The 22,747-nt window shown below is 72.5% G+C and carries 19 protein-coding genes; 10 read left to right on the top strand and 9 right to left on the bottom strand.

What is annotated here, in order from left to right:
- Positions 1 to 153 precede the first annotated feature (153 nt).
- Complete coding sequence (locus tag ACZ5WG_RS17705) at positions 154 to 1,710, top strand: class I adenylate-forming enzyme family protein (protein ID WP_468724120.1); 1,557 nt, start codon at positions 154 to 156, stop codon at positions 1,708 to 1,710.
- A gap of 241 nt (positions 1,711 to 1,951) precedes the next feature.
- On the opposite strand, the gene ACZ5WG_RS17700 is transcribed toward ACZ5WG_RS17705, so the two are convergent.
- Positions 1,952 to 2,470, bottom strand: coding sequence for an EF-hand domain-containing protein (locus ACZ5WG_RS17700; RefSeq protein ID WP_468724118.1), 519 nt, complete (start codon positions 2,468 to 2,470; stop codon positions 1,952 to 1,954).
- A gap of 302 nt (positions 2,471 to 2,772) precedes the next feature.
- On the opposite strand from ACZ5WG_RS17700, the gene ACZ5WG_RS17695 reads away from it, so the two are divergent.
- Together ACZ5WG_RS17695 and ACZ5WG_RS17690 are read left to right on the top strand one after the other, a co-directional pair.
- On the top strand, positions 2,773 to 3,351 hold the full coding sequence (locus ACZ5WG_RS17695; RefSeq protein WP_053786492.1) for a sigma-70 family RNA polymerase sigma factor: 579 nt from the start codon (positions 2,773 to 2,775) through the stop codon (positions 3,349 to 3,351).
- On the top strand, positions 3,348 to 4,625 hold the full coding sequence (locus tag ACZ5WG_RS17690; RefSeq protein WP_468724116.1) for a maleylpyruvate isomerase N-terminal domain-containing protein: 1,278 nt from the start codon (positions 3,348 to 3,350) through the stop codon (positions 4,623 to 4,625). The genes ACZ5WG_RS17695 and ACZ5WG_RS17690 overlap by 4 nt, the downstream gene beginning before the upstream one ends.
- 251 nt (positions 4,626 to 4,876) lie before the next feature.
- Here ACZ5WG_RS17690 and purU read toward each other — a convergent pair whose 3' ends face one another.
- Positions 4,877 to 5,752, bottom strand: coding sequence for a formyltetrahydrofolate deformylase (purU, locus tag ACZ5WG_RS17685; RefSeq protein ID WP_468724114.1), 876 nt, complete (start codon positions 5,750 to 5,752; stop codon positions 4,877 to 4,879).
- Between the two features lie 14 nt (positions 5,753 to 5,766).
- Positions 5,767 to 6,213 carry an SCO4402 family protein gene (locus ACZ5WG_RS17680; protein ID WP_468724542.1) on the bottom strand — a complete coding sequence of 149 codons (447 nt, stop codon included), beginning with the start codon at positions 6,211 to 6,213 and terminating at the stop codon, positions 5,767 to 5,769.
- A gap of 195 nt (positions 6,214 to 6,408) precedes the next feature.
- On the opposite strand from ACZ5WG_RS17680, the gene ACZ5WG_RS17675 reads away from it, so the two are divergent.
- Positions 6,409 to 7,683, top strand: coding sequence for an ABC transporter substrate-binding protein (locus ACZ5WG_RS17675; RefSeq protein ID WP_468724541.1), 1,275 nt, complete (start codon positions 6,409 to 6,411; stop codon positions 7,681 to 7,683).
- 248 nt (positions 7,684 to 7,931) lie between these two features.
- On the opposite strand, the gene ACZ5WG_RS17670 is transcribed toward ACZ5WG_RS17675, so the two are convergent.
- Both ACZ5WG_RS17670 and ACZ5WG_RS17665 read right to left on the bottom strand, forming a co-directional pair.
- On the bottom strand, positions 7,932 to 9,407 hold the full coding sequence (locus tag ACZ5WG_RS17670; RefSeq protein ID WP_468724113.1) for a hypothetical protein: 1,476 nt from the start codon (positions 9,405 to 9,407) through the stop codon (positions 7,932 to 7,934).
- A 95-nt stretch (positions 9,408 to 9,502) separates the two neighbouring features.
- Positions 9,503 to 10,882 (bottom strand): transcriptional regulator, encoded by a 1,380-nt coding sequence (locus ACZ5WG_RS17665; protein ID WP_468724111.1) that lies wholly within the window; start codon positions 10,880 to 10,882, stop codon positions 9,503 to 9,505.
- Positions 10,883 to 11,102: 220 nt separating this feature from the next.
- On the opposite strand from ACZ5WG_RS17665, the gene ACZ5WG_RS17660 reads away from it, so the two are divergent.
- From ACZ5WG_RS17660 to ACZ5WG_RS17650, 3 genes are all read left to right on the top strand, one after another.
- A complete protein-coding gene (locus ACZ5WG_RS17660; protein WP_468724109.1) occupies positions 11,103 to 11,783 on the top strand; it encodes a bifunctional DNA primase/polymerase in 681 nt (226 codons plus the stop codon).
- A 194-nt stretch (positions 11,784 to 11,977) separates the two neighbouring features.
- Positions 11,978 to 12,820, top strand: coding sequence for an ABC transporter ATP-binding protein (locus ACZ5WG_RS17655; protein WP_468724107.1), 843 nt, complete (start codon positions 11,978 to 11,980; stop codon positions 12,818 to 12,820).
- Positions 12,817 to 14,475: a transporter gene (locus ACZ5WG_RS17650; RefSeq protein ID WP_468724105.1), complete on the top strand. Its 1,659-nt coding sequence runs from the start codon at positions 12,817 to 12,819 to the stop codon at positions 14,473 to 14,475. Before ACZ5WG_RS17655 ends, ACZ5WG_RS17650 begins: the two co-directional genes overlap by 4 nt.
- Before the next feature lie 188 nt (positions 14,476 to 14,663).
- Here ACZ5WG_RS17650 and ACZ5WG_RS17645 read toward each other — a convergent pair whose 3' ends face one another.
- Together ACZ5WG_RS17645 and ACZ5WG_RS17640 are read right to left on the bottom strand one after the other, a co-directional pair.
- Positions 14,664 to 15,548, bottom strand: coding sequence for an alpha/beta fold hydrolase (locus ACZ5WG_RS17645; protein ID WP_468724103.1), 885 nt, complete (start codon positions 15,546 to 15,548; stop codon positions 14,664 to 14,666).
- Between the two features lie 282 nt (positions 15,549 to 15,830).
- Positions 15,831 to 16,523, bottom strand: a complete 693-nt coding sequence (locus ACZ5WG_RS17640) for a metal-dependent transcriptional regulator (RefSeq protein WP_030156851.1) — start codon at positions 16,521 to 16,523, stop codon at positions 15,831 to 15,833.
- A gap of 190 nt (positions 16,524 to 16,713) precedes the next feature.
- On the opposite strand from ACZ5WG_RS17640, the gene ACZ5WG_RS17635 reads away from it, so the two are divergent.
- The gene (locus ACZ5WG_RS17635; RefSeq protein ID WP_468724101.1) at positions 16,714 to 17,469 is read left to right on the top strand and encodes an SIS domain-containing protein; all 756 of its coding nucleotides are present in this window, start codon (positions 16,714 to 16,716) and stop codon (positions 17,467 to 17,469) included.
- A gap of 8 nt (positions 17,470 to 17,477) precedes the next feature.
- On the opposite strand, the gene ACZ5WG_RS17630 is transcribed toward ACZ5WG_RS17635, so the two are convergent.
- Complete coding sequence (locus ACZ5WG_RS17630; RefSeq protein WP_468724100.1) at positions 17,478 to 18,812, bottom strand: PAS domain-containing protein; 1,335 nt, start codon at positions 18,810 to 18,812, stop codon at positions 17,478 to 17,480.
- A gap of 263 nt (positions 18,813 to 19,075) precedes the next feature.
- Here ACZ5WG_RS17630 and iscB point away from each other — a divergent pair, with 263 nt between their 5' ends.
- Positions 19,076 to 20,497: an RNA-guided endonuclease IscB gene (iscB, locus tag ACZ5WG_RS17625; RefSeq protein WP_468724098.1), complete on the top strand. Its 1,422-nt coding sequence runs from the start codon at positions 19,076 to 19,078 to the stop codon at positions 20,495 to 20,497.
- A 240-nt stretch (positions 20,498 to 20,737) separates the two neighbouring features.
- On the opposite strand, the gene pdxH is transcribed toward iscB, so the two are convergent.
- The gene (pdxH, locus tag ACZ5WG_RS17620; RefSeq protein WP_468724097.1) at positions 20,738 to 21,400 is read right to left on the bottom strand and encodes a pyridoxamine 5'-phosphate oxidase; all 663 of its coding nucleotides are present in this window, start codon (positions 21,398 to 21,400) and stop codon (positions 20,738 to 20,740) included.
- A 200-nt stretch (positions 21,401 to 21,600) separates the two neighbouring features.
- Here pdxH and ACZ5WG_RS17615 point away from each other — a divergent pair, with 200 nt between their 5' ends.
- A complete protein-coding gene (locus ACZ5WG_RS17615; RefSeq protein ID WP_266666095.1) occupies positions 21,601 to 22,707 on the top strand; it encodes a citrate synthase 2 in 1,107 nt (368 codons plus the stop codon).
- Positions 22,708 to 22,747: the final 40 nt, after the last annotated feature.

The following is a 22,747-nucleotide window of genomic DNA, read 5'->3' as shown; positions in this document are numbered from 1 at the left end:
CTCGCCGCAAGCCGGATGAATGCCTGAGTGAATCTGATGGATCGTCAGAAATGATTTCGCCTCCAAGCTAGCTCCGCCACCCCTGGACCGACAAGCGCCGGAGCCCTACGCTCTCCGCTGGATCTGACTCACCGTCAGCTACGGGAGGCTGGGATGGCGGACAGCAGGGACATCGCGATACGGCTCGGCCAGTCCCCCACCCTCTGGGAGCTGGTCGTACGGCGGGCCGAGCTGAGCCCCGGCGCCCCGGTCCTGATCGAGGCGGCCGACGACCCCGCCGACGACCGGACGCTCACCTTCGCCGAGCTCCGCGACCGCGCCGAGCAGGTCGCGGCAGGCCTGTACGGGAGGGGCGTGCGGCCCGGCACGGTCGTCGCCTGGCAGCTGCCCACCCGGATCGAGACGGTCCTGCTCTCCCTCGCCCTGGCCCGGATCGGGGCCGTCCAGACGCCGGTGATCCCCTTCTACCGGGACCGCGAGGTGGGCTTCGCGCTGCGCGAGTCCAAGGCCGAGTTCTTCGCCGTCCCGGGCGTCTGGCGGGGCTTCGACCACACGGCGATGGCCGGGCGGCTCGGCGCGCGCGGCGTCTTCGAGGCGTACGAAGCCCTGCCGACGGGCGATCCTGCCGTACTCCCCCCACCGCCCGGCAACGGGACGGACGTCCGGTGGATCTACTGGACCTCCGGCACCACCTCGGACCCCAAGGGCGTCCTGCACACCGACCGCTCACTGATCGCGGGCGGCTCCTGCCTGGCCCACGCCCTGCACCTGAGCCCGGCGGACGTCGGCTCGATGGCCTTCCCCTTCGCGCACATCGCGGGCCCGGACTACACGGTGATGCTGCTGCTGTACGGCTTCCCGGCGGTGCTGTTCGAGAAGTTCGCGATGCCGGACGCGCTGGCCGGCTACCGGCGCCACGGGGTCACGGTGGCCGGCGGTTCGACGGCGTTCTACTCGATGTTCCTGACGGAACAGCGCAAGGACCCGGACGTACGGCTCATCCCCACCCTGCGCCTGCTCGCGGGCGGCGGCGCCCCGAAGCCGCCGGAGATCTACCACGCGGTCGTCCGCGAACTGGGCTGCCAGCTCACGCACGGCTACGGCATGACCGAGGTCCCGATGATCACCATGGGCGCCCCCGACGACACCCCGGAGCACCTCGCCACGACGGAGGGCCGCCCCCCGGCGGGCATGTCGATCCGCATCACGACCGCGGACGGGGCCGCACTGCCCCCCGAGACGGACGGCGAGGTCCGGCTGCGGGGCGAGGCGGTCTGCCGGGGCTACCTCAACCGGGACACCCCGGCGGACCCCTTCGACGCCGACGGCTACCTGATCACCGGCGACCTCGGCCACCTGACGCGGGACGGCTACCTCGTCCTCACCGGCCGGAGCAAGGACGTGATCATCCGCAAGGGCGAGAACATCTCCGCGAAGGAGATCGAGGACCTCCTGCACCTGCTCCCGGGCGTCGGCGATGCGGCCGTGATCGGCCTCCCGGACCCGGAGCGCGGCGAACGCGTCTGCGCGGTGGTGGAACAGCCGGCGGGCGCGGCCCCCCTGACCCTGCCGCAACTGACGGCACACCTGCGCGCCCAGGGCCTGTCCCCCCACAAACTCCCCGAACAACTGGAACTGGTCGACGCACTCCCCCGCAACGACGCCCTCCGCAAGGTCCTGAAGTACAAGCTCCGCGAACGCTTCGCCTGAGGGCTGTCCCGTAATCCCCGGTGGATCAGCGCGCGGCGTCAGATGCGGTGCATCGCAAGGCCGAGGAGCGTCCTCATACCGGGCGTATGCGGGCGTTCCGACAACGCGGCGAGGCGCCGTAGCTGTCGTCGTGCGCCCGCCGGGGATTACGGGACAGCCCTTAAAGGCTGTCCGGGGCCTGCCTTCCGGACCGCCGCGCGGCGCATCGGCCGCACGGTGATCCGGGTTCCGGACGTGCGGGCTACACGTCCGGCGCCTCGACCCCGCAGTAGCCCGCGAAGGCCGCCAGGATCTCCTCCTCCGCGATGCGGCCGTCGCCGTCGCCGTCCAGGGCCGTCGCCACCTGGCCGGCCAGTTCGGCCGGAGTGCCCAGGGCGCGCAGGACGCGGACCGCCGCCGCCGGCGTCGGGCCGTGGCCGTCCTCGTCCGCCACCGCGATCACCGCGTGCAGGAACGGCCGCGCGATCTCCGCGAACCGCTGCGGGTTGTCCCGCAGCCGCTTCGCCGCCCCGGTGATGAACTCCTCCCGGGTCACCCGCTGGTCCCCGTCGACGTCCGCGATCCCGGCCATCCCCTGCCAGAACGCCTCCGCACCTGCGAAGACGGCCTGGCCCTTGTCCGACCGCGCGGTGGTGCCGAATTCGGCCAGCACCGCCTTCGCGGCCGCACTGAAATCCTCCCGGTCGATATATCCGTTCCCGTCCTGGTCGAAGGTGGCGAATCGGGCGGCGATCTTGCGCTCGTATTCTGCGCTGTCCATATTCGGCGTTCCGCCTTCACATGTGCGGTGGGGTGCAGTTCAAGACAAGGCAGGAGCGTAAGGCCTACGTGGCCTGCCCGTTAAGCGAAGTCGTCAAGCAGGTGGCCGCATCGAACCCGCGCACGGGGAGCGTGGTGGGGCGCGTACGCCTGTGCCCATGTGCCGCGGCACGCCCCACCGTTCACACCCCGCGACCCGACTATCACGCAGGGCACACTTCCAGGGCCCGGTTCCCCCAAAACGGGCGCGAACCCGCCGGTGCCCATTACATTCGATGCGTCGACACACGGCTGGGGGCAGTTATGCCGAAGGACGTACCACCGCGCTGGGACCGCCGCATGCAGCAGCGCCTCGCCCGCGGCGAGGCCGCCGCGCTCGGAGAGCTGTACGACCGCTTCGCCTCGCTCGTGCACAGCCTGGCGCACCGGGTCCTCGGCGACGAGAAGGCCGCGGACCGGATCACCCGCGAAGTGTTCGGCTACATCTGGGAGAACCCGGACGCGTACGACCCCAAGCAGGGCTCCATGCGGTCCTGGGTCGCCCGGATCACCCAGGGCCAGGCCGTGGCCCGGCTGCGCCAGGCCGAACTGGGTCGCGGCTCGCGCGAGGAGCTCGAGCAGAAGGTGCGCAGCGCCAGCGCCGCCGCCCGCGCGGACTACATCGTCACGTCCATGCCCGCACCGCTGCGGGCCGCGCTGGAACTCGCGTACTTCAAACGCCGCGACTACCGGCAGGCCGCCGCCGACCTGCAGATCAGCGAGGACGAGGCCCGGCGCCGGCTGCGCCTCGGGCTGCAGCTGCTGTCGACCGCCAACGCCCTCCCGCAAGAGGACGCCGCACCGCCCGGATACGGCCCGCCCGGATATGGAACGCCCCGATGAACGGCCCCGCCGACCCGCCCGCCGACGGATACGACGAGCAGCGCCCCGCCGGTCCGCCGCGCATACCGGGTCCGCGCGGGGCCGCCGACGACCTCGACCCGCGGCACGCACCGGAGCCGCTGCCGCTACCGCTGCCTCAGCCTCAGCCTCAGCCGGTGGCTGCGCCGCAGCCACCGCCGCGGTCGCATGCCGTACTGAAGTCCCTGCTCGGCGCGTGGGCGCTCGCGGCGTGCTCCGCCGAGGAGACCCAGGCGGTGGAGGACCACCTCACCGAGTGCGCGCCCTGTGCCGAGGAGGCGCTGCGGCTGCGTGACGCGGTGGGCCTGCTGCACCCGGAGGAGAGCCTCGACCTCAAGCCGCTGCTGCGGTCGCGGGTGCTGGAGGACTGCCTCGGCAAGCGGCCGGCCCGGATCCCGGTGCCGGTGTGGGCGAGCCCGTACGACACGGAGACGGCGCGGCTCGACGCGCTGCTGCGGGACTTCGGCGACTCGGAGTGGCAGACCCCGGTACGGCTGAAGTGGTTCGAGGAGGAGCGGCGGCAGTCGCGCCGGACGACGGTGGCCGGGGTGATCGGGCACCTGCTCACGGTGGACGGGATGGTCGCGGCGGCGCTGGGCCTGGACGATCCGCTCGGCCCGGAGGCGCCGTCGGACGCGACGGGCCGTACGGAGCACTACTGGAAGTCCGCCGCGCAGCCCCTCACCCGGCAGATCCGCGAGCCGTGGCGGGAGCAGGGCCACACGCTGGTGCGGACGGTGTCGTTCGCGGGGCGGGGCGTGGGGCAGCTGTCGGTGGACTACGGGGCCTTCGCGCTGCCGCTCGGGGACGCGTTCCTGGAGCGGGCCTTCGAGTGCTGGGTGCATGCGTGGGACATCGCGGAGGCGGTGGACTACCCGTACGACCCGCCGTCGGGGCCGCACCTGAACCGGATGATCGACCTGGCGGCGCGGCTGCTGCCGAGTGCGCTGGCCCACCGGCGCCGGGCGGGCCTGGCCGCCCCGGCCCGCGGCCTGGTCGCGGCGGGCGCCCCCGGCCGGACCCTGCACCTGGAGATCGAGGGCGCGGGCGGCGGCAGCTGGGACATCGCGCTGGACTCCCCGGCCGCGAAGCCGTCGCCGGAGCACACGGTGGCGCAGATCGCACTGGACGGCGCCGAGTTCTGCCAGCTGGCTGCGGGCCACATCTCCCCGGAGGAAGCCGCGGTGGGCCAACACGGCGACCGCGAAGCCATCCGCGACGTCCTCTTCGCAGCAGCTTCCCTGAGCCGCCTCTAGCCTCCGGCGCCGATCAGGGCACCGGGTGTGGCGCTGCCGGGCGGTCGGGGCACCGGCTCGGGCAGCGCCCGGTGCGGCCCCGCAGGCCGTGTGTCGGGGTTCCGCCCCGGACCCCGCGCCTCAAACGCCGGCGGGCCGGATGTGCCGGGCGGCGGCCCGAACGCTGAGGCGTGGGCGCGGGGGCGGAGCCCCGCGGAGCAACGGGACGGGGCTGAGCCCGGGAGGAAGGGCTCGGGGCGGAGCCCCCGGGGTCAGGCGAAGACGACCGTGCGGGTGCCGTTCAGGAGTACGCGGTGCTCGCTGTGCCACTTCACGGCCCGCGCCAGCGCCTGGCATTCCACGTCCCGCCCGATCGCCACCAGCTGGTCCGGCGTCACCTCGTGGCCCACCCGCTCGACCTCCTGCTCGATGATCGGGCCCTCGTCGAGGTCGGCCGTCACATAGTGCGCGGTCGCGCCGATCAGCTTCACACCGCGCGCATGCGCCTGGTGGTACGGCTTCGCGCCCTTGAAGCTCGGCAGGAAGGAGTGGTGGATGTTGATGATCCGCCCGCTCAGCTCCTTGCACAGGGTGTCCGACAGCACCTGCATGTACCGCGCCAGCACCACGAGCTCCACGTTCTCGGCCCGCACCAGCTCCAGCAGCTGCGTCTCCGCCGCCGCCTTCGTGTCCTTCGTGACGGGGATGTGGTGGAAGGGGACGTCGTACGAGCGGACCAGATCGGCGAAGTCGGTGTGGTTCGAGACCACCGCCGCGATCTCCACCGGCAGCGCGCCGATGCTCGTACGGAACAGCAGGTCGTTCAGGCAGTGCCCGAACTTCGACACCATCAGCACGATCCGCATGCGGTCGTCGGAGCGGTGGAGCTGCCACTCCATCCGGAACGAGTCCCCGATGGCGGCGAAGCTGGCCCGCAGCTTGTCCAGCGTCACCGGAGCGTCGGCCGAGAAGTGGACCCGCATGAAGAAGAGGCCGGTGTCGTGGTCGCCGAACTGACGGCTGTCCTCGATGTTGCATCCGGTCATGAACAGATAACTGGACACGGCATGCACGATGCCCTGCTTGTCGGGGCAGGACAGGGTGAGTACGTACTGCTGGGGGGCCTGGGGCTGCGGGTCGTCGCTCATGACCCCACAGCCTTTCACACCGCGCGGGTCAGGATCCTCAGCAGTTCCAGCGACTGCGGCGCGCTGTCCGGTTCGTCCCCGTCCGCGGTCGCGAGCCGTACGTGCGCCTCGCGCGCGGCGCGTACCGCCTCGGGCCAGGCATGGTGCTCGAGGTAGGCGGAGACGGGGGCGTCGGGCCCGACCTGGTGCAGGATCCGCAGCACCCGCAGCACCGCGAGGTCCACGAGCGCGGCCTCCTGGGAGTCGCGGAAGATCGTGCCGACGTACTTCTCGGCGGACCAGCTGTCGAGCCAGGTGTCCTCGACGAGCCGGTACACGGCGTCGGTGACGTCCCCGTACCCCTCGACACCGGCGAGCCAGGTCTCCTCGTGGAAGACCGGGTCGGAAAGCATGTGAAGCGCCGAGCGCACGTTGCTGCGCCAGCGCCACCACGGCATGTCGTTCAAGGGCATGCCGCCCATGGTGGAGGAGCGGCCGCCGCGGCGGGAAGAGTTCTTCGAACCTTGGGCGAATGTCACGCTTTCGATCGTACGTTCACGGCTTGCGCGATCTTGAAGCGCCCGTGCGCAACCACTCCCTGCAATTCACCTTCGCGTCACTCTTTGTTGTGTCCATCTCACTTTCCAGTTACCCCTGAGGAGGAAGTGTGCATGGACATGACCGATTGGCGACGCACGGCATCCTTTTCCCGCACTCTGCTGGCAACGGCGATGGGCACGTGTCTCGCCGCCGGATGCGGGGTGCTCCCCGGAGGCCCGGGGGGCTCCGGGGGCACCATCACGGTCATGACCTTCGCGCCGGAGGGCACCCAGGCGACCAACATGCCCGGCATGCCCGGCATGGCCAAGGCCTATGAGGCCTGGGTCAACTCCAAGGGCGGCATCAACGGTCACAAACTGCGCGTACTGACCTGCAACGAGAAGAACACCGCGAACGGCGCCGCCGACTGCGCCCGCAAGGCCATCAGCGAGAAGGCCGTCGCGGTCGTCGGCTCGTACAGCCAGCACGGGCGCGCCTTCATGGCCCCGCTGGAGAGCGAGGGCATCCCCTTCATCGGCGGGTACGGGGTCTCCTCCGAGGAGTTCCAGAGCCCCTTCTCCTACCCCGTCAACGGCGGTCAGCCCGTGCTCCTCGCCGGCGCCGGGCACCAGCTGGGCCGGGCCTGCAGCCAGGTGGCCGTCGTCCGCCCGGACACCCTCGCGGGCGACTCCATGCCGCTCCTGCTCAACGCCGGGCTCAAGGCCAACAAGATGCCCGACGCCAACGACATCCGGGCCGCCGAGGACTCGGCGGACTACACGCCGCAGGCCCGCGAGGCGCTCGCCGACTCCTCCGGCGGCAAGGACAAGGGCTGCGTCACGGCCGTCCTCGGCGAACGCACGGAGACGTTCTTCGACGCCTTCCGCCGCGTCGACGACAAGCACAAGAACCCGCAGATCTCCTCCGTGCTGGGCAGTGTCAGCCAGGCCGTGGTCGACCGCACCGGCGGCAAGGAGAGCCCCTTCGAGGGCGCGTACCTCACCAGCTGGTACCCGGTGTCGACCGATCCGCTGTGGGAGCAGATGCGGAAGGTGATCTCCGAGCACGCGTTCGGCAACGACGCCGTGGACGCGGACGACAGCGGGACGCAGACCACCTGGATCGCGTACACCGTGCTCAGCGAGACGCTGAAGCGGTTCAAGTCCGGCGAGGACATCACGGCGCGCAAGGTGGCGCGAGCGCTGAACCAGTCGGAGCCGGTGAAGACCGGCGGGCTGACCCCGGACCTGAGCTGGCGCTACAAGGACATGCGCGCCGTCCCCGGCTTCCCGCGCATGGTGAACGGGCGGGTCAACTTCCAGATCGTCCAGGCGGGCCGGCTCGTCGCCCAGCAGGGCGAGCAGTCGATGGACATGACCCAGACCCTGGAGCAGGCGCCCCGCGCGGCGTAGGCGCTCTGCTCTGGGGTCCCTGGGTCGTGTCGTCAAAGTCCCTCCCCCAGCTACCGCTGGGAGGTGCCCCCAGGCTGGCGGGGGCTGGCACGCACGCTCGCCGCGTTGTCGTCGGTCAACGACGTCCCCCAGCTACCGCTGGGAGGTGCCCCCACCGCGTCGCTTCCCTCCTCCGCCTTGCGAGCGCACGCACCAGCCCCCGCCAGCCCCGCCCTTCCGGGCGGCCGACGCTACTTTGACGACACTCCCTAGAGCTGGGACTTGTCCCGCTTGGTGAGGCTGTACTTGGCCGCGACCGCGTTCCAGAGGGTCGCGGCCGACTCCTTCGCCTTCGTCGCCTCGCCGCTCGCCTTGTTGCCCTCGGCGGCGTTGCCGGTGTTCTTGGCCTGCCCGTCCTTGCAGCCCTTCTTGTCGCCGGCGGTGTCGTCCGCCCAGGCCGCGTAGCTGTTGTCGGCGGCCGCGGAGGACTGCCAGGCCTTGGTGAGCGAGGCGGCCAGCTTCACGTTGTCGGGGAGCTGGTCCAGCTTCAGGTCCTGGAGACGGGTGACGAGCTCCTCGCGCTGGCGGGCGGCGTCGCGCAGGTCGGTCGCCGCCTGGCCGAGGTTGCGGCAGCCCTTGATGTCGTCGACGGACCGGATCACTGCGGCGCGGCTGTCGTTGCTGTCCGCGAGGAGCTTGTCCAGCTGGACGGCCTGTGCCCGGGCCGGGTCCACGGGCGCCTCGCCGGCGGCCGCGGCCGAGCTGCCGGCGCTGGGGGTCGCCGCTGCCGCAGCGGGGTCGTTGTTCTGCGCCTTGCCGTCGCTGAGCAGCGCGCCGACGCCGAGCCCGACGACGGCCAGGCCGATGACGACGGCGGCGATCACGCCGGCCGGCACGCGCCGGGGCGCCTCCGGCGGGGGCGGGGGCGGGGGCGGCGCGTACTGCGGGTGCTGCTGGAACTGCTGGGGCTGGGCCTGCGCCTGGGGCGGTACGGGCCGCTGCCCGCGCGGCGGATAGCCCCGCGGCGGCGGCTGCCGCAGCACCGGCTCCTGCACGGGCGGCAGGTGCTGGGTGTGCCCGGCGTCGGCGCCGTCCCCGCGGAACAGCGCGTCGAACCCGTCGGTGACGGGCGGAATGTACTGCGTGGCCGCCTCACCGTGCGCAGGACCGGCCGGTACCGGCGGGATGTACTGCGTCGCCGCCTCACCGTGCGCGGGCGCGGCCGGGACCGGCGGGATGTACTGCGTGGCCGCCTCACCGTGCGCAGGCGCGGCCGGGACCGGCGGGATGTACTGCGTGGCGGCCTCACCGTGCGCAGGACCGGCCGGGACCGGCGGGATGTACTGGGTGGCCCCTTCGTCAGGCGCGGGCGCGGCCGGGACGGGCGGGATGTACTGCGTGGCCGCCTCGGGCAGCGGCGGGTAGCCGTACCCGTGCGGCTCCCCCGGCCCCTCGTAACCGGGCCCCACCACATGCCCGGGCGCCTGCTGCCCCGGCGCGGCCGGGTACCCGTACCCGGCCTGCCCCGACTGCTGCGGGCTCGGCGACCGGCCCGGCTCCGGCCGGCCCGCCGGGGACTGGCCCTGCGGCTGGTCCGGGCTCTGCGGCTGCCCCGGCGCCGGGGGGTAGCCGTACGCGGGCTCCCCCGGGCCCTGCGGCTGCTGCGGGTACGCCGGGTCCGGGCCCCACGGCGCACCGGCCTGCGGGGCCGCCTGCCGGCCGCCGCCCTGTCCGCTCTCCGTCACCGGGACTCCTTCGCCGCCTACTCCGAACTACGGAACCGGCGGCTCACGCTACCCGGTCACCCCCCGCCCCCGGCAGGCCCACCCGCCCCACCTCGCTACGCCACCACCTCCAGGCGGGCCGTGAATTCGCGGGCCGCCGGCTCCTCGCGGTACGGGGCGAGCCGGGTGCGGAAGTCGTCCAGGTACTCCGCGCCCCGGTTCGAGCGGAGCCCCGACAGCAGGTCCGCCGCCTTCGCGGCGGTCTGGCAGGCCTGCTCCACCTCACGCTGCTGCACCTGCGCAGAGGCCAGCAGCAGCAGTCCGATCGCCCGGCGCCGCGCCTTGCCCGCCGGGAGGCCCCGCAGTGCGTCCTGCGCCTGCCGGGCCGCCGCCTCCGCCTGGCCCAGGTCCCGGTGGCAGTGCGCCAGCTCGTCCGCGAGGTACGCCGCGTCGAAGTGCCGGATCCAGACCGGGTCGTCGCCCGACTCCGGCTCCGCCCGCTCCAGCGCGGTCACGGCCCGCGAGGACAGCACCGCCGTCGCCCGGGTGTCGCCCAGCAGCGCGTGCCCGCGCGCCTCGGCGGCGTAGAACATCGCCTCCACCCGAGGCGTGACCTGCCCGCGGGTCCCCTCCTGCGCGGCCCGCGCGAGCTGCGCGATCTCCCGCGGATTGCCCAGTTCCGCCGCGAGGTGGCTCATCGACGCCGCGAGCACGTAGCCCCCGTACGCCCGGTCCCCCGCCGCCTGCGCCAGCCGCAGCGCCTGGATGTAGTAGCGCTGCGCCAGGCCGGGCTGCCCGGTGTCCACCGCCATGTAGCCGGCCAGCTCCGTCAGCCGGGCCACCGCCGCGAACAGCGCCCGCCCGACCGGCTCCCGGTACGAGCCGCCGATCAGTCCGGAGACCACGGAGTTGAGGTAGTGCACGACCACGGGCCGGACGTGGCCGCTGCCGAAGCGGTGGTCGAGGTCCTTGAGGGCCTCGGTGGTCGCCCGTACCGCCTCCACGTCCGGCATCCCGACGCGCGAGCCGCCGCTGCGCGCCACCTGCGCGTCGGCGCCGGTGATCAGCCAGTCGCGGCTCGGTTCGACGAGCGCCGACGCGGCCACGCTCGACCCGGACAGGAAGTCGCGGCGGCCGACGTCGCTCCGCCACAGCTCGCTGACCTGCTCGATGGCGCCGATGACGGTCGGGGAGAACTGCAGGCCGATGCCGGAGGCGAGGTTCTTGCCGTTGGCCATGCCGATCTCGTCGATGGTGACGGTCCGGCCGAGTTTTCGCCCCAGCGCCTCGGCGATGATGCCGGGCGCGCGGCCGCGCGGCTGCTGGCCGCGCAGCCACCGGGCCACGGAGGTCTTGTCGTAGCGGAGATCGAGGCCGTGTTCGGCCCCGCACATGTTGACGCGCCGGGCGAGCCCGGCGTTCGAGCACCCGGCTTCCTGGATGAGCGCCTGTAGCCGTTCATTCGGCTGGCGCGCGACGAGAGGCCTGGCTGCCATGAAAACCCCCAGTAGCCGCGGGTGATCGTTGGAATGATCACTTCCCGCCTGATGTGCGGAGAATCATCCGCTCTGCGTCGTGTCGCTACCCAACTCCGGCGCCCCGACCTCCTACGCGCCCCCACGCGTGCTCCAGTGCGCCCCGCATGCAGGATCGATGCTCCGCCCACCGGCCGGTTTACGCCCGTAACCCCGGGTGACCCCGGGAGTTGTGATGGGCGTGGAAGAGACCATCGGAGTCACGGAGACCGCACCCATCCCCAAGCAGCGCGGCGAGCAGCTGCTGGACCATGCCGTGCGGTACGCGGAAGAACGGCACTGGGACGTCTTCGCCGGCACCTGGCTGGAGTCCGCGGACGGGCGGGAGCTGTGCTCCTGCGGGGCGCAGGACTGCCCGGCGCCGGGCGGGCACGCCACGGTGAAGGACTGGGCGGCGCTGGCCACGGGCAGCGCGGTCCAGGTGCGGCGGATCTGGGCGAAGCGCCCCGAGGCCTCGATCCTGCTGCCGACCGGCCGGACGTTCGACGCGCTGGACGTACCGGACTCGGCCGGGTTCCTGGCGCTGGCGCGGCTGGAGCGGATGGAACGCACCCTGGGACCGGTCGCCCTCACGCCGGACCACCGGATGCTGTTCTTCGTCCTGCCGGGCGCCGGGGCGAAGGTGCCGGACCTGGTGCGCAAGCTCGGCTGGTCGCCGGCCTCGATCGACCTCGTCGCGCGGGGCGAGGGCGAGTACGTGGCCGCCCCGCCCACCCGTTTCGGCGGCCGGGGCTCGGTCCAGTGGGCGCGCCGGCCCACCCCGGCGAACCGGTGGCTGCCGGACACGGAGGAGCTGATCGCCGCGCTGGCGTACGCGTGCGGGCGCGAGGCCGCAGCGGACCGGGACCGGCGCAGCTCCTGACCCGCGATCCGGAAAGACCTCCGGACGAGCTCTGGAAGAGCTCCGGAAGATCTGCGGCTGGCCTCCGGAACGTCGCAGGTCAGGACAGGACATTCCTGTACGGAAACTCATGACATAAGTAACTGCCCCGCCTCACCCCGCCCTCCTATCGTGAAGAACGCAGGACCACGGGGAACACAGCGAGAGGCAGGCGCATGCCGGACCAGGCAGATGCGACGGGTGGGACGTACGGACCGGACGGCGCGCGAACCGCGCCGTCCGCCGGACGGGCGGCGGTACGGGTAGAGGGCCTGTGGAAGCGCTTCGGCGAACAGGTCGCGGTCGCGGGGGTCGACCTCGAGCTGCCCGCGGGGCAGTTCATCGGCCTGGTCGGCCCGAACGGCGCGGGCAAGACGACGACGCTGTCGATGGTGACCGGGCTGCTGCGCCCCGACATGGGGCGGGTCTTCGTCGCCGGGCACGACGTGTGGAGCGACCCGGTCGAGGTGAAGTCGCGGATCGGCGTGCTGCCGGAGGGGCTGCGGCTGTTCGAGCGGCTGTCGGGGCGCGAGCTGCTCGGCTACATGGGCCGGCTGCGCGGGCTGCCGGGCGAGGAGACCGACAAGCGGGCCACGCAGCTGCTGGACGTCCTGGACCTCGCGGGCTCGCAGCACAAGCTGGTCGTGGACTACTCGACGGGCATGCGGAAGAAGATCGGCCTGGCCGCCGCCCTGCTGCACAACCCCGAAGTGCTGTTCCTGGACGAACCGTTCGAGGGCGTGGACCCGGTATCGGCGCAGACGATCCGCGGGGTGCTGGAACGGTACACCTCGTCCGGCGCCACGGTCGTCTTCTCCTCCCACGTGATGGAGCTGGTCGAGTCGCTGTGCGACTGGGTGGCCGTCATGGCCGCCGGCCGGATCCGCGCCGCGGGCCCGCTGGCCGCCGTACGGGGCGACGCGCCCTCGCTGCAGGCCGCGTTCCTGGAGCTGGTCGGCGCGGGCGGGCGCGACGCGGGCGACTCGCTGGACTGGCTCGGCGGGCAGGCCGCCCGATGAGCGCCGCATCCGCATCCGCTCCGGCGGCCGCCACGGCCGCGGCGCCGGCCGCGGCCGGCGCGGTCGACCTGACCTCGGTCTTCGTCCGCCTCAAGCTGTCGCTGATCCGCAACGGGCTCAAGGGCTCGTCGAAGCGCAAGGCCGCCTACTTCACCTCGCTGGCGATCGCGCTGGTCGTGGCCTGCTTCGCGATGCTCGGCCTGGCGGCGCTGCACGGGAACGCCCACGCGGGCACGCTCGTCGTCCTGCTCGCCGCGATCCTGGCGCTGGGCTGGACGTTCATGCCGCTGTTCTTCCCCACCGGGGACGAGACCCTCGACCCGAGCCGGCTGGTCATGCTGCCGCTGCGCCCGCGTCCGCTCGTACGGGCCCTGCTGGCCTCGTCGCTGGTCGGGATCGGCCCGCTGTTCACGGTCTGCCTGGCGGTGGGCTCGGTGGCGGCCGTCGCGCGGGGCGCGGCGGGCATCGTGGCCGCCGTACCGGCCGTACCGCTCCTGGTGCTGGGCTGCGTCACGCTGGCCCGCGCGGTGGCCACGGCCAACGTCCGGCTGCTGACCAGCCGCAAGGGGCGTGACCTCGCGCTGCTCAGCGGCCTGCTGATCGCGGTGGGCGCGCAGCTGGCGAACTTCGCCAGCCAGCGCCTGTTCCAGTCGGGCGGCCTGGCCCAGCTGGAGCCGGTCGAGGCCGTGGTGCGGTGGCTGCCGCCCGCGACGGCCGTCGGCATGGTGGACTCGGCGAGCAAGGGCTCGTACGGCGTGGCGGCGGCGCAGCTGGCCGTGACCGTCCTGGCGCTGGTCCTGCTCCTGCGGTTCTGGGAGCGGAGCCTGACGACCCTGATGGTCACCCCGGACGGCTCGACGATCGCGGCCTCGAAGCCGTCGGCGAAGCGGGAGTCCGCGGGCGGCGCCGGCGTCTGGTCGTTCCTGCCGGGCGGGCGGACGGGCGCGGTCATGCAGCGCACGCTGCGGTACGTGGTCCGCGACCCGAAGACGAAGTCGGCGTGGGTGACGGCGCTGGCGATCGGCCTGATCATCCCGGTCTTCAACGCCCTTCAGGGCACGGGCTCGTTGTACCTGGCCTGCTTCGGCACGGGCATGCTCGGCATGCAGATGTACAACCAGTTCGGGCAGGACACCTCGGCGTTCTGGATGGTCGCGCAGACCATTTCGACCCCGCGGGAGGCTTTCGCGGAGCTGCGTGCCCGCGCGTACGCCCTGGCCCTGGTCACCGTCCCCTACACGGTCGTGGTCACGGTGGTCACCGCGGCGCTGGTCCACAACTGGGGCGGGTTCCCGGCGGCGCTCGGGGTGGGCCTGGCCCTGCTCGGCTCGATGCTGTGCACGGGCGCGCTGGCCTCGGCCCTGTTCCCGTACTCGATCCCGACGGACGGCGCCTTCAAGAACGTCGTCCCGGGCCAGGCCGGCCTCGCGTGGGCGGGCATCTTCGGCGGCATGCTCGCGTCGGCGGTGATCTGCTCCCCGGTGATCGTCCTGGCGGTCTACCTCAACGTGGCGGACCACCCGTCGCTCTCCTGGATCCTGCTGCCGCTGGGGACGGCCTGGGGAACGCTGGCGGCCTGGGCGGGCGTGCGCCTGGCGGCGCCGAGGGTGGCCCGTCAGCTGCCGGAGATCCTGCTGGCGGTCAGCAAGGGCTGAGCCGCGGCGCCCGCGTCCGCACGGGGGACGGACGCGGGCGGCAGGGGACGGAGGGGGTGACGGGCGACTGCCCGCCGCCCCCTCCTTTCGTCCGTGGCGTACGTCGCGTACGTGGCTGTTCGGGGCCGCCCCGTGGCCGTACGCGGGGCCGTACGCGGGGCCGCCCCGTGGCCGTACGCGGGGCGCCGTCAGGTCGCGGCGGCCCTGACCTGGTCCAGGAAGGGTTCCAGGGCGGCGCGCCAGGCCGTCGGCTGGTCGTAGTGGAGGTAGTGGCCCGCGTCGGGGATCTCGGCGTACTGGCCCGCGGGCAGGACGCGGACCATCTCCTGGGCCTCCGCGCGGCCGAGTTCGCCGTCCAGGCCCCGGACGACGAGGGTCGGGCAGCGGACCTGGGCCAGTTCCTCCCAGTGCGCGTCGTGGACCCAGGTCTCGCGGGCCCTCAGCATCTGGCGGCGGGAGAACAGGGGGCGCCAGCCGTCCGGGGCCTGGTGCATCACCTCGGCGAAGAAGGCGCCGCGGCCGGGGTCGGGGCGTTCCACCCGGGGGTCGTCCTCGCCGAACCAGCGGCGGGCGGCGTCCTGGGTGGGGAAGGGGAGGGGCCAGCGGTGGAACCATTCCTCCCATTCCTGCTGGGAGGCCTCGCCGAGGGCGGAGGCGCGCATGTCGCAGATGACCAGGGCCTCGACCAGGTCGGGGCGGCGGGCAGCCAGCTGCCAGCCGGTGAGGGCGCCCATGGAGTGGCCGATCAGGGTCACGGGCCCCAGGCCGAGCTGCTCGATGACGGCTTCGGCGTCGGCCACGAACGCTTCGCGCCCCAGACGGTTCGAGGCTCCCGGGCCGGCGGAGGGGCGGTCGCTCTGGCCGTGCCCGCGCTGGTCGAGGGCCACGACACGACGGTTGTGGGCGAGCCAGCGGGCGGTGCCCGCCCAGTGGAAGGCGCGGCCCATCAGGCCGTGGAGTAACAGCACCCGGGGCGTGTCGGGATCCGGGGGCGCAGTGGCGGCGGATTCCCGGAACTCCCAGGCGGCCAGGCGCACACCGTCGGCCCCTGTCACATCGATGCGCTGTACCACGGCAGATGCACCCCCTTCGCTCGCGGCCAGACTATCGAACCCGTATTCGAAAACGGGTTTCTAGCGTCCAACACCGCTCTTTCGAGTGACCTTGCTCAAGGATTGGCCGCCGCCGCCGATGGAGATCCTTTCAACAGGGAGGCGGGCCGCTCGGGGAAGACGGTCCGAGGGGATGACCTTGAGAGCTCGGGGCTCCAGGTCAACAAAGGGGAGGACCGGTCCCGGCGCCGCAAGGCGCCGGGACCGCCCACTTCCACACCCCCGAACGCCGCGTGCGTCCGGTCAGCGCTTGGCCACGAACACGTGCGAGGCGATCTCCGCGTCCAGTTCTGCGGCCTCACCGCCGCTGCCGACCAGCACACCGCCCGGCGACTCGGTCACGCTGACCACCGAGCCGGGCTGCACGCCCGCCCGCCGCAGCGTGTACATCAGCTGGGCGTCCGTCTGGATCGGCTCCCCGATGCGGCGCACGACCACGGTCTTGCCGTCCGCACCCGGGTCCAGCTCCGACAGGCTGACCATGCCGTCCTCCAGGAACGGGTCCGCCTCGGCCTTCTCGCCCAGCTCCTCCAGCCCCGGGATCGGGTTCCCGTACGGCGACTCGGTCGGGTGGCGCAGCAGCTCCAGCACCCGCCGCTCCACCGCCTCGCTCATCACGTGCTCCCAGCGGCAGGCCTCGGCGTGCACCTGCTCCCACTCCAGGCCGATGACGTCGACGAGCAGGCATTCCGCGAGCCGGTGCTTGCGCATCACGCGCGTCGCCAGCCGCCGGCCCTCCTCCGTCAGCTCCAGGTGACGGTCGCTCGCCACGGCCACCAGGCCGTCCCGCTCCATGCGCGCCACCGTCTGGCTCACCGTCGGGCCGCTCTGGTCGAGCCGCTCGGCGATACGGGCGCGCATGGGGACCACGCCTTCCTCTTCCAGCTCGAGGATGGTGCGGAGATACATCTCCGTGGTATCGATCAGTCCGGACATTCGTGCCCCTCGGATATCGTGCGCTGGCCCTGCCCCCAATTCTGACGCATCGCGCGGACAACCGTCCCGTGCCGGACGTCAAGCCCTGCCCGGGACATCCGTTGACGTTCGTATTGACACGCCCTTGGTCCAGACCGCACGGTGAGCGGCGGACACGGACGAACCCCACCTCTGGAAGGGCCATCGGCGTATGAGCGAGAGCAAGCTGGCCGGTCAGTTCCTCGACGCCGCGATCGGGCTCCTGCAGCGGGTGCGCGACGAGGAGGCCGCGCACATCGCCGACGCAGGCGCCGCGATCGCCGACGCCGTCGCCGCCGGGAACCGGCTCTTCGCCTTCGGCGCCGGCCACTCCTCGCTCCCCGCCCAGGACGTGGTCTACCGGGCCGGCGGACTCGCCCTGGTGAACTTCCTCGCGGTCCCCGGCACCGTCGGCGTCGACGTCATGCCCGCCACCCTCGGCAGCGCCCTGGAGCGGGTCGACGGCCTCGCCGGGGCCGTCCTCGACAGCAGCCCGGCCGCCGACGGCGACGTCCTCGTGATCATCTCCCTCTCCGGGCGCAACGCCCTGCCGGTCGAGATGGCCATGAACGCCCGCGCCATCGGCCTGAAGGTCATCGGCGTGACCTCCGTGGCGTACGCGACGGAGACCAAGTCGCGGCACGTCTCGGGCACCTTCCTGAAGGACCACTGCGACATCGTCCTCGACAGCAAGATCGCGGTCGGCGACGCCGAACTGAGCCTCGACGGCATCGACGCGCCCTTCGCGCCCGCCTCCACCGTCGTGACCAGCGCGATCATGCAGGCCGTGATGGCGGCGGCCGCCGGCGAGCTCGCCGCCCGCGGGATGGAGCCCCCGCTGCTGCGCTCCGGCAACGTCGACGGCGGCCACGAATGGAACGGCCGCGTCCTCCAGGAGTACGGCGACCGGATCTTCTTCCGCCACTGACCGGCCGCTCAGGGCGTCGATAATCCCGCACCGGGGGTGCGGGGCCAGGCGGCCAGGTCGAGATCGGCCGCGACCCGGGCCGCCACCTCCTCCGCGTACGCCGCGTCCGCCTGCTCGAAGGCGGCCCGCGAAGCGCCCCGTACGAAGGTCAGCGCCCCCAGGGTCCGCCCGCGGCTGCGCAGCACCGTACACAGCACGTGCGCCGCGTCCTCCGGCCACTGCCGGTCCCGCGCCCAGCCCGCGGCCGCCTCCCCCCGCGGGGCACTGGTGCGCACCGAGCCGATCCGGTCCAGCGCCTGCAGCGCCGGATGCCCGGGCTCGTACCGCGCTTGGCTCGCCCCCGCCCCGGGCAGCAGCGGCGGCGAGGCGGCCGTCCGTACGAGGCGCTGGCGGTCCGGGTCGGCCGACTGCTCCAGTACGTCGAGCAGCGCGTGCTCCGCGAAGCCGGCGAGGGCGAAGTCCAGTCGTACGGCGGCCGCCTCGGCCGGGTCCTCGCACTCGGCGGCCGCCCGGCCCGAACGGTGCAGCTGGCCGGAGCGGAACCGCAGCTGCGCCGTGTCCAGCGAGGCCTGCCGGGCCTCGGTGATGTCCTGGAACAGCCAGCCGACCCCGAGCGGCACCGGCTCCTCCGCCAGCGGGGACCCCAGCCGCAGGAACCCGGACCGCCAGCACCGCCGCCGCACCCCCTCCGGCGTGCGCACGGACACCCAAAGCTCCACGGGCGCCGGCGGGGACCCGTCGGCGAGCACGTGCTGGAGCGCGCCCTCCAGCTCCTCGACGCCCTGGGCCAGCAGCTCCCCCAGCGGCCGCCCGAGCAGCGCGGTGCGCCCCGATCCGAAGGCGCGGGCGGCGTGCGCGTTGACCACGGCGGGCCGCAGATCCACGTCGACGAGAACGACACCCCACGAGGCGTCGTCCATCAGCGCCTCGCTGAGCGCGATGGACCGCTCCAGGTCGATCTGCGCGTGCACCTCGCTGAACGCGCAGTACACCCCGGCGGGCTTCCCGTCCGCCCCGGGCACCCCGGCGGACTGGGTCCGTACGAGCACCCGGCCGCCCTCCTTGGTCAGCAGCGCGAACTCGTGCACCTGCCGCCCGGGCACGTCCTGGGCGGCCATCAGCCGCTCCTCGACGTCCTGCGCATCGGCGGCACGCACGGCCCACCCGGCGAACCCCTTGCGCCCCACCGCCTCGGCGGCGGTCCAGCCGAGGATCCGCTCGGCCTCGCGGTTCCAGTGCGTGATCACGCCGTCGGCGTCGAACGCGCACAAGGCCGCGTCCATCCCGTCCAGCAGCGCTGCGAGCAGATCGTCGGTGGTCTCACTCCGTCCGGAAGCACTCACCTGGCACCCCCTGCAGGTGTTCGCGTGTGCGGCACGTCAGATCATTCAACTGGAACGTGACGCAGCCCACACCGCATTCCCGAAAACAGCCGTCCCGAGCTTTCATCGTGCACCCGTGACACACGTTCGAGGGATGCCGGTTACGGCGCCGCGACTCCCGAATCCGCCACCGCCTAGCGTGGCAACCGCACGAGAAGGGAGGCCGCTCGCTCCATACAGAACCGAGTGGCCAGCTCCAGTCATCACGATCACCGATCAGATGGGTGTGCATCGATGGCTACGTTTCCTGCAGGCGAGAAGACCCACCGGGCTGTGCTTCCTCAGCAGCCCGCTCTGGAATCCGTGGGAGCAGACACCCCTGGGAGCAGGGACGAAACGGCTCACGGACTCCCCGCCGCACGGCGGGGCGCCGAGCCCGGGAGCTGCTCGGCAGCGGGCGGGCCGTGGTCGCCCGCCGCGCGCCATTCGTCATCCGGCTTACGCGTCGGACCCTCGGCGAATCCGACGTGGACGGCGTGGAGGTCCGCATCGACCCCGGGTCCAGGAAGACCGGCATCGCCCTGACCGAGGACCGGATCCAGGCAGGCGGCGAGGGCGGCGCGGCCGTCGCCGTCCGCCGGGGGTTGCTGGCGGTCGAGCTCCGCCACCGCGGCGGGCAGATCCGTGACGGGATGCTGCGACGCGCGGGATACCGCCGTCGCCGCCGCTCGGCCAACCTCCGCTACCGCGCCCCGCGGAATCGGAACCGCACCAGGCCCGAGGGCTGGCTCCCGCCCTCCCTGCGGCACCGCGTGGACTCCACACTGTCCCTCGTGCGCCGCCTGTGCCGGTACGCACCCGTCAACGCCCTTCACGTGGAGCGGGTGGCATTCGACACCTGCGCCATCGCAGGTGTCGACTACCGGCGAGGTACACGCGCGGGAGCCGAGATCCGCGCGTACCTGCTCGACAAGTGGAAACGGGCGTGCGCGTACTGCGGCGCCTCCGGCGTGCCGCTGAACGTCGAGCACATCCGCCCGCGGAGCCGCGGCGGCTCCGGACGGACCTCGAACCTGACCCTCGCCTGCGTCCCCTGCAACAGCGCCAAAGGGACCCTTCCGGTCGAGGAGTTTCTCGCCGGCCAGCCGGTCCGGCTCCGCCGGCTCATGTTGCAGGCACAGGCAGACCTTCACGACGCGGCCGCGATGAACGCCACCCGCTATCGGCTGGTCGAGGCACTGGAGACCTTGGGACGGCCCGTACACGCCTGGTCCGGAGCCCGCACACGATGGAATCGCGAGGCAATGGGGTTGCCCAAGAGCCACACGCTCGATGCGCTTCTGACCGGAGATCTGGATCACGAGAACGGAGCCGCCGTCGTTCGCATCCCGGAGCAGGTGCTGGCGGTCACGTCCACCGGCCGTGGCTCCTACGCTCGGACCACCCCCGACCGCCACGGCTTTCCGCGGCTGCTCCGCAGCCGGGTGAAGCGGCACCACGGCTTCGCCACCGGCGATCTTGTGCAGGCCGACGTCCCGAGGGGCAAATGGCGGGGCCGCAGGGTCGGGAAGATCGCTGTGCGCGCCAGTGGCCAACATCGGCTGACCACCGCGACCTGCAGGTTCGATGTCAGCCACGGGAACCTGAGGCTGCTGCAGCGCGCTGACGGCTACACCTACGAAATCTCCGCGGAAATAATCGCTTGAGGCCCGGCCCACGCCGTCCTAGGCTGACGCCACGCTGAGAAAGGAGGTGTTCCGAAGTGATTTCTGCTCGGACTAGCGAGGTGACTGCGGGCTGACGCCCGTCGTCCACGCACCCAGTGCGATGCCGACGTAAGCGTCGGCCAATCCCAAGCAGTCACCCGACCCGCGGGCTCGCCGGTACGTCCGGCCGGCTTCTCTCACTGCAGGAGAGAAACCCGAGCCCGCGGGTCGTCTGCGTTCCTACGGGCAGAGTCGCTCCAGGCGCCACTTCCCGTCATCGAGGACGTACCGAAGCCGGTCGTGGAGCCGGTTCTCGTGGCCCTGCCAGAACTCCATCGCGTCGGGGACGACCCGGATGCCGCCCCACTCGGGCGGGACGGGGACCTGCTCGCCCTCGGGGTAGCGCTCCGCGAGCTCCGCGTAGCGGCGGTCGAGCTCGGCGCGGGATCCGATCACCCGGGACTGCTCGCTCGCCCAGGCGCCCAGCTGGGAGCCGTGCGGGCGGGAGCGGAAGTACGCCGCCGTCTCGTCGCGGCCGATCCGTGAGGCCGTGCCGGTGACGATGACCTGGCGGGCGATGGGGTGCCAGGGGAAGAGCAATGCGACGTGCGGGTTCGCGTCGATCTCGCGGCCCTTGCGCGAGCCGTAGTTGGTGTAGAAGGCGAAGCCCCGCTCGTCGAACTGCTTCAGCAGCACCGTGCGGGAGCTGGGGCGGCCGTCGGGGGTCGCCGTCGAGACGACCATCGCGTTCGGTTCGAAGAGGTGCGAGTCGGCGGCCTGCTGGAACCACTCGGCGAACTGCCGCATGGGGTCCTCGGCGAGGCTCTCCTCGTGGACGATCTCCGAGCGGTACTGCTTGCGCATCGTGGCGGGGTCAATGTCCTGATCGGTCACGCCAGCCATCCTGCCGCAGGAGTGCTTGCAGCAGTGTGCCGTATGTCACGCTTCCGCCTGCCATCCGGAACCGCCAAAATCTTGGGGCCGGTCCGGAGGTCCCCACACGGGTGACCGACGGCCGTGCCGGGCATCAACGGGGATGACCGCGCCGGACCGCGAGTCACGCCGGGAGCCGCGCGTGTTCGCACTATCTGAGGAGCCGCCTGATGTCCGACTTCGTACCCGGGCTCGAAGGGGTCGTCGCGTTCGAGACCGAGATCGCCGAACCGGATAAGGAGGGCGGGTCGCTCCGCTACCGCGGGGTCGACATCGAGGATCTCGTCGGGCACGTCTCGTTCGGCAACGTCTGGGGCCTGCTGGTCGACGGGGCGTTCAACCCCGGACTGCCCGCCGCCGAGCCCTTCCCGATCCCGGTGCACTCCGGTGACATCCGTGTCGACGTGCAGTCCGCCCTCGCCATGCTCGCCCCCGTGTGGGGTCTGAAACCGCTGCTCGACATCGACGAGCAGACCGCCCGCGACGACCTCGCGCGCGCCGCCGTGATGGCGCTGTCGTACGTCGCCCAGTCCGCGCGCGGGCAGGGCCGGCCGATGGTGCCGCAGAGTGAGATCGACAAGGCCGAGTCCGTGGTCGAGCGGTTCATGATCCGCTGGCGCGGTGAGCCGGACCCGAAGCACGTCAAGGCCGTCGACGCGTACTGGACCTCGGCCGCCGAGCACGGGATGAACGCCTCGACGTTCACCGCGCGGGTGATCGCGTCGACGGGTGCGGACGTCGCCGCCGCCCTCTCGGGTGCCGTCGGGGCCATGTCCGGTCCGCTGCACGGCGGTGCGCCGTCCCGCGTCCTCGGCATGATCGAGGAGATCGAGCGCAGCGGCGACGCCGTGGCGTACGTGAAGAAGGCCCTGGACAAGGGCGAGCGGCTGATGGGCTTCGGGCACCGCGTGTACCGGGCCGAGGACCCGCGCGCCCGGGTACTGCGGCGCACCGCCAAGGAGCTGGACGCGCCGCGCTACGAGGTGGCCGCCGCGCTGGAGAAGGCCGCGCTGGAGGAGCTGCACGCGCGCCGCCCCGACCGGGTGCTCGCGACCAACGTGGAGTTCTGGGCCGCGATCATGCTGGACTTCGCGGAGGTCCCGGCGCACATGTTCACCTCGATGTTCACCTGCGCCCGGACCGCCGGCTGGTCGGCGCACATCCTGGAGCAGAAGCGCACGGGCCGCCTGGTGCGCCCGTCGGCCCGCTACATCGGCCCGGGTCAGCGCAACCCGCGCGAGATCGACGGGTACGCCGACATCGCCGAGACGGCCTGATCCTCCGTACGCCGGTCAGGGTGCCGCAGCCGGCAGGCTG

Source organism: Streptomyces sp. NPDC032745, from assembly GCF_055579465.1.
Note: the sequence above shows the minus strand (reverse complement) of the source record. Positions and strands in the feature narration are given on the sequence as shown.